The sequence below is a fragment of the Mesorhizobium sp. M7A.F.Ca.CA.004.12.1.1 genome, assembly GCF_003997835.1.
GTDB lineage: Bacteria > Pseudomonadota > Alphaproteobacteria > Rhizobiales > Rhizobiaceae > Mesorhizobium.
Map to the genome: position 1 here is coordinate 1 of NZ_RZRK01000392.1, position 5,701 is coordinate 5,701.

At 65.0% G+C, this 5,701-nt stretch carries 4 protein-coding genes; 1 reads left to right on the forward strand and 3 read right to left on the reverse strand.

The genetic code is table 11. The annotated features are described in order from the left end of the window. The 3 genes from EN984_RS20265 to EN984_RS20275 form a co-directional block, all read right to left on the reverse strand. Positions 1-1,547, reverse strand: a 1,547-nt coding sequence (locus EN984_RS20265) for an iron ABC transporter permease (protein ID WP_245480089.1), incomplete at its 3' end; no start/stop codon positions are given. 11 nt (positions 1,548-1,558) lie between these two features. After that, positions 1,559-2,419: an ABC transporter substrate-binding protein gene (locus EN984_RS20270; RefSeq protein WP_127272291.1), complete on the reverse strand. Its 861-nt coding sequence runs from the start codon at positions 2,417-2,419 to the stop codon at positions 1,559-1,561. A 25-nt stretch (positions 2,420-2,444) separates the two neighbouring features. Next, positions 2,445-4,598: a TonB-dependent siderophore receptor gene (locus EN984_RS20275; RefSeq protein ID WP_245465168.1), complete on the reverse strand. Its 2,154-nt coding sequence runs from the start codon at positions 4,596-4,598 to the stop codon at positions 2,445-2,447. 247 nt (positions 4,599-4,845) lie between these two features. Between EN984_RS20275 and EN984_RS20280 the strand changes: the two genes are divergently transcribed. Beyond that, entirely contained in the window at positions 4,846-5,637 is a 792-nt protein-coding gene (locus EN984_RS20280; protein ID WP_164748715.1) for an ATP-binding cassette domain-containing protein, read from the forward strand. Positions 5,638-5,701 lie beyond the last annotated feature (64 nt).

A 5,701-nucleotide genomic window follows, 5' to 3' on the forward strand; every position in this document is an offset into this window, starting at 1 on the left:
CCCGACAGCCAGACGAGCAGGAAGTCCATGCGCGGATCGCCGCTGGCCAGAAGCAGCGCGGCGAAGGCGGACGCGACCGTCGCAACGGCGACGCCGGCAAGCAGCAGCCGTTCCGGCGACAGGGCATTGCGTCGCCCGACCAGCACGACGATCGTCAGCGCCAGCAAGGCGCCCGCCAAGGCCGCGCCGAGCATTGTTGAGCGGTCGAAGCTGTCGCTGAGCAGCAGCAGCGCCAGCACGCCGAAAGAGGCGCCGCCGGAAATGCCCAGGACCTCGGGTGCGGCCATCGGGTTGCCGGTCATGCGCTGCATCAGCGTGCCGGCGACGGCGAGCAGGACGCCCGCCGACAGGGCGACGACGACGCGAGGCGCGCGCAGGGCAAGCAGCTCGGTCAAATCCGCGGATGCGATCCAGTGCCAACCGCCTGCGCCACGGCCAAAGCCGATGGCGAGGACAACCGCGAGGATGAGCGCCAGCAGGCCCGCGATCAACGGCAGGCCGTTTGTCGGCAGGCGTATCGACGACACCATGTCGGCCTGCCTTTCGGGGGTGGTTCGCATTCGCGGCAACAGGAACAGCAGCAGCGGCGCGCCGAGCAAAGCGGTCGCGGTGCCGGCGGGGATTTCGCCGGTGAACGGCAAATGCTGCACCAGCCGGTCGGTGAGCCAGAGCAGGGCACCGCCGACCAGCGGCGACCAGACCAGGCGGCGGCCAAGCGTGCGCGCTCCGGCCAGCCGCGCCAGCGCCGGGGCGGCGAGCGCCACGAAACCGATGACGCCCACCTCGGCGACGACCAGCGCGCTAAGCGAGACGGCGACTGTCATGCCGGCAAGGCGGATGACGGCCGGCCGGGTGCCGAGCGATGCCGCGCCGTCGTCGCTGAGGTCGAGCAGGCGTAGCGGTCGCCAGAGTAGGAGCGCGGCGCAGATGCCGGCCAGCAGCCATGGCGCCAGAACAAGGACCGCCGCGTCGCCATTCTGCACCAGCGAGCCGCTCTGCCAGATGAACAGCTCCTCGGTGTATTCGCGGTTGAGCGCCATCAGCAGCGCGCCGGCCGAGCCGAAAGTGAGGCTGACGACGAGGCCGGCGATGATGATCGACACTGGCGAAAAGCTGCGCCCGCGCGCCAGTGCGAAAACGGCTGATGTGGCGAGCGCGCCGCCAGCCAGCGCCACGCCTTCGCGGCCACCTTCCAGCAACCATGGTGCGTAGAGGGTGGCGGCCGCCAATGCGAGGCTCGCTCCGGCATTGGTGCCGATCGTGGTCGGCTCGGCCAGCGGGTTGCGCAGCACATGCTGCATGACGACACCGGCGAGACCAAGTGCCGCGCCGGCCAGCATGCTGACGGCGACACGCGGGAGGAAGGCATAGCGATACAGCAACTGCGCTGGATCGGATGTGTCGGGAGCGGTGAGCGCATGCCACCACAAGTGCGTCGGGAAAAGGTTGATGAGATCGAAGATGGTCAGCATCAGTGCCAGGCCCGCGGGCACGGCCACCAGCAGGATGAACGCGCCGATGCCGTCGCGCTGTCGCGGCAGGGACATTGCCTGAGCGATCATGCCGCTGCCACGAATTCGGCGAAACGCGCGGCAGCAGTGAGACCGCCGAACGGCCAGACCGGCGGAATGGTCCGCACCTGGCCGTTCCGGACGCAGGGCAGATTGGCCCAGAGCGAGCTGCGGGCAATCCTGATCCTGACGTGCGGCGGGATCGGATCGAGCGAGATCAGTTGCGCCTCGCCGACGGCGACCAGTTCCTCGATGCCGACCGTCGAAAAACCCCATTCATTGGTGGCGCCGGTCCAGGCGTTGACGAGGCCGAGCCGGTCGAGGACATCCTGCAGCAGGCTGCCGGCGCCGTAGACGCGGACATGGCGATCGTCGAACATGCTGACGACGCAGACCGGTTTTTGCACCGCCCGCTCCAGCCTGGCACGCGCTTGGGCGATCGAGGCTTCGGTGCGCCCGACAAGGTTTTCTGCTTCCGTCCTGCGGCCAAGCATGTCGCCAAGCTGCAGCGTCACCTGTTGCGCCTGCGCGTAAGGTGGAGCCTTGCCGCTGTAGAACGGCACGTTGAAGGTCGGCGCCAATCTGGTGAAGCTGTTCTCGTCCAAGCCATAGCCATAGGCGCCGACGATCAGGTCGGGCCGCAACTCCCGAAGCAGTTCGATATTGGGCTCGCTGCGCGATCCCAGGTCGATGGTGGCCTGCGGCAGCGCCGGGCCCTGCACCCAGTCGCCATAACCCCTGGTGTCGCCGACGGCGAGCGGCGACAGGCCGAGCGAGACCACCAGTTCGGCCGATGTCCATTCCAGGCAGACGACGCGGGCAGGTGCCGCGCGTGCCATGCCGCCCGGCAAAGCGAGGCCGGTCGCGGCGAGGCCGGCAAGATACTGGCGCCGTGTCAGCGCCGCCATTTTGGGCCGGCCCGCCACATTGCTTTTACCATGTGTATTTCACCGAACCGTTGATCCTGCGGCCTTCGCCGTAGAAGCAGCCGAAGCCCGAAGAGAAACAGGAGGCGACATAGCGTTTGTCCAACAGATTGCTGGCATTGAGGCTGAGCGTGGCGTTCTGCCAGGTGTAATGCACCGCCGCGTCGGCAAGCACGACCGATGGGACCTTGAAGCTGTTGGCGTCGTCGCCATAGGTCGAGCCGACATAGCGGACACCGGCGCCCAGCCCCAGGCCCTCCAGGCGGCCGCTGCCGAAGGTGTAATTCGCCCACAGCGACGCGGAATGCTTCGGCACGCCGAAGGGCGTATTGCCTTCATTGCTGATCGAACTCCCATTATCATCAACAACAGAAGTCGCCTTGGTGATCCTGGTGTCGAGATAGGTGTAGGCCGCTCTCAGGTCGAAGCCGGAATCGAGGCTGGCAACGGCCTCGAGTTCGACGCCGCGCGAGCGGATCTTGCCGGTCTGGAACATGTCGTCGGGCCGGCCCTCATTGCCATAGCGCACGACATTCTGTCGGGTCAGGTCGAAAACCGATGCCGTAATGAAGGAATTCCACCCGGTCGGCTGGTATTTCAGCCCGATCTCGTACTGCCTGCCGGTCTCGGGCACGAACAGATTGCCGTCGCTGTCGGCGCCGGCCACGGGCTGGAACGATTCGGAGTAGCTGACATAGGGCGCAAGCCCGTTGTCGGCGAGATAGACGAGCCCCGCCCGGCTGGTGAAGGCGTTGTCCTTCTGCTCGGGAATGTAGCCGCCGGCCAGATTGTCGTAGACCTTGGCGTCCGACCAATCCTGGCGGCCGCCAAGGGTCAGCCGCCAGTTGCCGAGCTTTACCTGGTCCTGCGCATAGAGACCGACTTGCTGCTGGGTGGTGTCGGTATCGGTGTAGGGCGTCAGATCGGTGATCGGGTACCCGTAAACCGGATCGAAGACGTTGAAACCGTCCTCGACGGTCCCTTCCGAGGCATAGTCGCGGTAAGTATAGCGTTTGTAGTCGAGGCCGACGAGCAGCGTGTGGGCGAGCGGCCCGGTGTCGAAATCGGCTTGTGCCTGGTTGTCGATGGTGACGCCGCTGAGTTTGGTGCCGCCGGCATCTGCATAACGGTAGTAGTCGCCGCTTGAAGGTTCCAGGCCGTTCGAGTCCGTCAGTCCGCCACCAAAGACGCCTTCCTCGGTGTGGGTAAGGTGGACGTAGCGGGCATGCTGTCGAACCTGCCAGGTTTCGTTGAAACGGTGATCGAATTCGTAGCCGATCGAGGCCTGGTCGTTGTTGTAGGAGTCGAAGCCGGGTTCGCCGACGAACATGCTGTTCGGCAGGTACTTGCCGTCCTTGCCCGGTATGACCGTGCCGTAGGCAGGCAGATACTGCATCGCCCAGCCCGAGCGATCGCGCTGATAGTTGGCGAGGATGGTCAGGCTGGTGTCGGCATCGGGCTGCCAGGTGATCGCCGGCGCGATGAAGATGCGGTCGTCCTTGACGAAGTCGGTCTGCGTGTCGCCCATGTGAGCGGCGCCGGTGAGGCGAAACAGCAGCGACTTGTCGGCGTTCACGGCACCGCTGAAGTCGAACTTGCCTTCATACCGGTTGAAGCTGCCACCACCGAATTCGACCTCGCGCAGGTTTTCCTCGGTTGGCCGCTTGCTGACATAGTTGATGATGCCGCCGGGGCTTGCCTGGCCATAAAGTACCGACGCCGGTCCGCGCAGCACCTCGTAGCGTTCCGCGCCATAGGAATCGAGTGCGGTGAACAGGGTGAAATTGCTCTCCTTGAGCTGCAGCCCGTCCCTGTAGAAGACGCCGCTGGCGTTCGAAATGCCGCGCAACTGCAGGCCGAGGCCGCGATTGTCGGTGCCGTAGAGATTGCCGGTGGCGCCGGGTGTGTAGCGCAACGCGCTGTTCAGGCTGTCGACGGCCTGCGCTTCCATCTGGTCCCTGGTGATGACCGATATCGATTGCGGCGTCTCGATCAGCGGCGTGTCGGTCTTGCTGCCGGTGGAGCCCTTTGTGGCAACGTAGCCCTTGACCGGCCCGAAAGCGCTTTCGACACGTTCCTGGACTTTGATCGGGTCTAGGGTGGTGGTGACCGTCTCCTGGGCCAGTGCATGGCCGCAGCCAAGCAGGGCCGGCAGCGACACCGTTGCGATCAGCAGGCGCTTGCGCGCTATCCGGTTCCGCCAAATCGGTCCATGTCCTGAAATCATCCTTTGCGCCCCCTGTTTCCAAATTTTCGTGCCGATATTGCCGGTCGCGACGATTTGTTGATCGTTGCAGTCATCTTCAATGTTGACTAGTAAGGTCATGTTTCATAGTCAACCGGGCACGACCCGTCGAAATGCCGGAATCTGGAAATGCGGGCGGCCGCACTGGAGAAAAGCCATGAGCATGGCTGGAATTGATGCCCAGACTGCCTTCCATATCGACGCGGTGCGCTTTGCCGTCGGCGAGCGGACGCTGCTCGGTCCGGTCTCGCTCGAACTGGAGCGCTCGCGCGTCTATGGGCTGATCGGCCACAATGGTTCGGGCAAGTCGACGCTTATCAAGCTCATGGCGCGCCAGCAGCCGACGAGTTCAGGCGCCATCACTTTCGCCAGACGTCCGTTGCCGCAATGGGGTGCCCGCGAATTTGCCCGCGCGCTTGCCTATCTGCCGCAGACGACGCCTGCGGCGACCGGCCTGACCGTGCGCGAACTGGCGACGCTCGGGCGCTATCCCTGGCATGGCGCGCTTGGCCGTTTCCGCGCCGAGGACAGGCAGCATGTCGAGGAGGCGCTGGCCCTGACCGATATGGAGGGTTTTGCCGACCGGCTGGTGGACGAATTGTCGGGCGGCGAGCGCCAGCGCGCCTGGCTCGCCATGCTGGTGGCGCAGAACGCCGGCGTCATGCTGCTCGACGAGCCGATTTCGGCACTCGACATCGCCCATCAGGTCGAGGTGCTCGGGCTGGTCAAGGAGCTCAGCCGCAAACGCGACCTATGTGTCGTCGTCGTGCTGCACGATCCCAACATGGCGGCGCGCTACTGCGACGAACTGATCGCGCTCAAGGACGGCAAGCTGCTGACGCGCGGCACGCCAGGCGAAATCATGCGTAGCGATGTGCTGAAAGGCATTTTCGGTGTGGAGATGGGCGTGTTCGCGCACCCCGTCACCGGCCAGCCTGTCGGCTATGTGCAGTGACAATATCTGATGCGGCGGCGGGAAATAGAAGGCGGCAGGCCGCTGTGAGAACAAGGAAGAAGCT

Bases quoted from the DNA above. Each gene is read 5' to 3' on its own strand.
- EN984_RS20270 (WP_127272291.1), bottom strand. From the start codon at position 2,419: ATGGCGGCGCTGACACGGCGCCAGTATCTTGCCGGCCTCGCCGCGACC.
- EN984_RS20280 (WP_164748715.1), top strand. From the start codon at position 4,846: ATGGCTGGAATTGATGCCCAGACTGCCTTCCATATCGACGCGGTGCGC.